A 4,408-nucleotide genomic window follows, 5' to 3' on the forward strand; every position below is an offset into this window, starting at 1 on the left:
CCGGAGCAGGCACATCCCGAGCAACCCCACACACCGGACCACCCACCGCGCCCTCGGCCACGGCCCGCACCCCCGCGGTCAACTCCCCCACGTCCCGCCCCCACACCACCGCACGGTGCTCCAACACGGCACGTCCTGCGGCCAGCGACCAACCCACGTCGGCCGGGTTGGCGGTGGGGTGTTCGGTTGCCCACTGGGCGAGGCGTGCTGCCTGTCCGCGCAGGGCAGGGGCCGTACGCGCCGCCAGCAGCCAGGGCACCAGCCCGCCGGGGGTCGGTGCCTGGGTGTGGGGGCGCGGCGTGGCCGTGGTGTCGGCAGGGGTGGGTTGTTCGACGATGATGTGGGCGTTGGTGCCACTGATCCCGAACGAGGACACAGCCGCCCGACGCGGACGCCCCACCCGAGGCCACGGCGTCGACTCCCGCAACAACTCCACCCGCCCAGTGGACCAATCCACATGCGGCGACGGCTCATCCACATGCAACGTCCGCGGCAACACCCCATGCCGCAACGCCATCACCATCTTGATCAACCCCGCCACACCCGCAGCCGCCTGCGTGTGCCCAATATTCGACTTCACCGAACCCAACCACAACGGATCACCATCCCCCCGACCCTGCCCATACGTCGCCAACAACGCCTGCGCCTCAATCGGGTCACCCAACCGCGTCCCCGTACCATGCGCCTCCACCACATCCACATCACCCACACCCAAACCACCACTCACCAACGCCTCATGAATCACCCGCTCCTGCGACGGACCATTCGGCGCCGTCAAACCATTCGACGCACCATCCTGATTCACCGCCGAACCCCGCACCACCGCCAACACCGGGTGGCCGTTGCGCCGCGCATCCGACAGTCGCTCGACGAGCAGTACGCCGACGCCTTCGCCCCAGCCCACGCCGTCGGCGGCGGCCGAGAAGGACTTGCACCGGCCGTCCGCGGCGAGCCCGCGTTGCCGGGAGAACTCCACGAAGACGCTGGGCGCGGACATCACCGTCACGCCGCCGGCGAGGGCCAGGTCGCATTCGCCCGTGCGCAGCGCCTGCGCCGCCCAGTGCAGCGCCACCAGCGACGACGAACACGCCGTGTCCACCGTCACCGCGGGCCCTTCGAGGCCGAGGGTGTAGGCCACCCGGCCGGAGGCCACGCCGAGGGAGCTGCCGTTGCCGATGTACGCCTCAAGGTCGCCGGCGACCGCGCGGACCCGGCCGGCCGCGTAGTCCGCGTACATCAGTCCGGCGAAGACGCCGGTGCGGGAGCCGCGCAGGGACAGCGGGTCGATCCCGGCCCGTTCGAACGCCTCCCAACTGGTCTCCAGGAGCATCCGCTGCTGGGGGTCCATGGCCAGCGCCTCGCGGGGCGAGATGCCGAAGTGTTCGGCGTCGAAGTGGCCGATGTCGTGCAGGAAGGAGCCTTCCCTGGCGTAGCTGCGGCCGAAGCGGTCCGGGTCCGGGTCATAGAGCCCGTCCAGGTCCCAGCCGCGGTCGGTGGGGAAGAGCGAGGTCATGTCGGTGCCGTCCAGGACACAGCGCCACAGGTCCTCGGGTGTTTCGATGCCGCCGGGGTAGCGGCAGCTCATCGCGACGATGGCGATCGGCTCGTCGGTGGCGCCGGTGGTGCGCCGTACGGGGGCGGCGGGTGTGACGGTGCGCAGGATGGTGTCGCGCAGTTGGCGGGCGAGCGCCGCCGCGTTGGGGTGGTCGAAGAGGATGGTGGCGGGCAGTCGGAGGCCGGTGGCCGTGTTCAGCCGGTTGCGCATCTCCAGCGCCGTCAGGGAGTCGAAGCCGAGTTCGGTGAAGGCCCGGTCGGCCGCGATGGCGTCGGCGTCGCCGCCGGCGTGCCCGAGCACCACGGCGGCCTGGACGCGGACCAGGTCGGTGAGCATGCGCAGTTGTTCGGCGGCCGGCCGCCCGGTCAGCCGCCGGACCAGCGCGCCGGCCTCTTCGGTGCGCGAGACCGTACGCCGCTGCGCGGGGATCAGGCCGCGCAGTACGGGCGGCAGCTCGCCGTCCAGGCGGCGCAGTGCCGCCAGGTCGAGGCGTACGGGTGCCAGCACGGGCGCGCCGTGGGCGAGGGCTGCGTCAAAGAGCGCGAGGCCCTGTTCGGCGGAGAGCGGCAGTACGCCGCTGCGTTGGATGCGGCTGCGGTCGGTCGCGCTGAAGTCCTCGCGCATCAGTCCGCTCTGTTCGGCCCACAGGCCCCAGGCGAGGGAAGTCGCGGGCCGTCCCTGGGCCTGCCGGTTGTGGGCGAGCGCGTCGAGGAATGCGTTGCCCGCCGCGTAGTTGCCCTGCCCCAGGCTGCCGATGATGCCGGCGACCGATGAGAACAGGACGAAGGCGGCAAGGTCCGCGTCGCGCGTCAGCTCGTGCAGGTGGAGCGCCGCATCGACCTTGGGCCGCAGCACGCCGGCCACCCGTTCGGGGGTCAGCGCGGCGATCACCCCGTCGTCGACCACGCCGGCGGTGTGTACGACCGCAGTCAGCGGGTGGGCGTCGGGTACGGCGGCCAGGGTGGCGGCCAGGGCCGTACGGTCCGCGGTGTCGCAGGCGAGGATCTGCACGTCGGCGCCGAGCGCGGTGAGCTCGTCGGTCAGCGCGGCGGCACCGGGCGCGGCGGGCCCGCGGCGGCTGGTCAGCAGCAGGTGCCTGGCCCCGTGCGCAGTCACCAGGTGGCGGGCGAGGAGTGCGCCGAGCGCGCCGGTGCCGCCGGTGACGAGCACCGTGCCGTCGGGGTCGAAGGCCGGCCGCTCGGTGTCGACCTCGGGCATCCGGGCCAACTGCGGTACGTACGGGGTGCCGGCGCGGAGCGCGAGTTGGGGCGCTCCGCCGGCCATGGCACCCGGCAGGGCGATGAACGATGCGGGGTGGTCGTCGGTGTCGATGAGCTGGATGCGGCCCGGGTTCTCGGACTGTGCCGAGCGGACCAGTCCGCCGGCCGCCGCTGCCGCCGGGTCGGCGACGCCCTCGTCCTGTCCGGTCGCCACGGCACCGCGGGTGAGGAACACCAGCCGGGCCGCCCCGAAGCGCGCGTCACCCAGCCATTCCTGGACGGTCGACAGGGCCAGATTGACCGCGTCGTGCACGGCCCCCGCCGTCGGCTGCGATGCCGTTTCCGCAGGCCAGGGCATGATCACAAGCTCTGGTAGGTCCACTCCCGCATCGATCGCGGCGGCCAGTGCCGCCAGGTCCGCGTACCGCGGGAGGTCGGCGTACGCGGCGGGGCTGGGACGGGTGGGTGAAGTCGGGGGTACCGACGCGTTGGCTGTGTCGGTCTGACGGGGCGCGCTGTGTGTGCCGGGTGTACTAGGTGTGGCGGGTGTGTTGGGTTGGGGGGTGTCGGATGCGTTGTCTGCAACGGATGCGTGGGTTGGGTCTGCCGGGGTGGTCGGGGGTGCGGGGTGGGGTGGGGTGATCAGGTGGGTCAAGTGGGTTGGGTTGGTTGGGTCGCGGTGGTCGGCTCGGGTGGCGTGGTCGGTGGTGGTGCCTCGGGGGGTGATGAGGACGGCTCGCAACGGGCCGGTGGCGGCTGGTTCGGCGGCGGGCCTCGGCAGTTCCGCCCAGTGCAGGCCGTACAGCGGGTCGCGGCGGGACGCGGTCGCGGCGGGCAGGGCCTCCGCCGAGACCGGGCGTACGGTCAGCCGTCCGACGGTCGCCACCAGGCGGCCCGTGTCGTCGGTCAACCGCAGTGCCACCGCGTCGGGCGCGGTACGGACGAGCTGGGCGCGGACGTGTGCCGCACCCTGCGCTGCCAGGTGTACGTCGCGCCAGGAGAAGGGCAGCGCCACCGGGCCCGCGGTCGGATCGGCCAGGTCAGCAAAGGCGCCGAGGCCCAACAAGTGCTGGCAGGCGTCCATCAGGGCCGGGTGGATGCCGAACCTGCCGGCGTCGAACCCGACCTGTTCGGGAAGGACGACCTCGGCGAGTACCTGCTCGCCGTGCAGCCAAGCGGCCCGTACGCCGCGGAAGGCCGGGCCGTAGACGATCCCGGTGTGGGTCAGCCAGTCGTAGAAACCGTCGGTGTCGACGGGTTGGGCGTCCTGCGGCGGCCAGGTCTCGGCGGGCCAGGTCTCGGCGGCTGACGCCGGATCGCCGCCGGCCGGGCCCGCGGCGCCGACCTGGGGCGGGGTGGAGATCAGGGTGCCGGAGGCGTGCCGGGTCCAGGGGTGGTCGGCCTCCGCGCCGTCGGGTCCTGTGGGTTCGGGTCGGGAGTACACGCTGATCGCACGACGCCCTCCATCGAGCGCGTCGACACGCACCTGAAGCTGTACGGCGCCGTCTTCGGCGAAGGCGAGCGGTGTCTCAAGGGTGAGCTCTTCCACGGTTCCGCACCCGGTGTGTTGGCCGGCGTGCAAAGCAAGCTCCAAAAACGCCGTACCCGGCAACAACACCCGCCCCAACACCAC

General features: G+C 72.5%; 1 protein-coding gene. It reads right to left on the bottom strand.

The window, feature by feature from the left end:
• A partial coding sequence (locus tag AAHZ94_RS29210) for an SDR family NAD(P)-dependent oxidoreductase (RefSeq protein WP_502964817.1) occupies positions 1 to 4,408 on the bottom strand: 4,408 nt, incomplete at its 3' end.

Source organism: Streptomyces sp. HSW2009 (genome assembly GCF_040240285.1).
Taxonomy (GTDB): Bacteria; Actinomycetota; Actinomycetes; order Streptomycetales; family Streptomycetaceae; genus Streptomyces.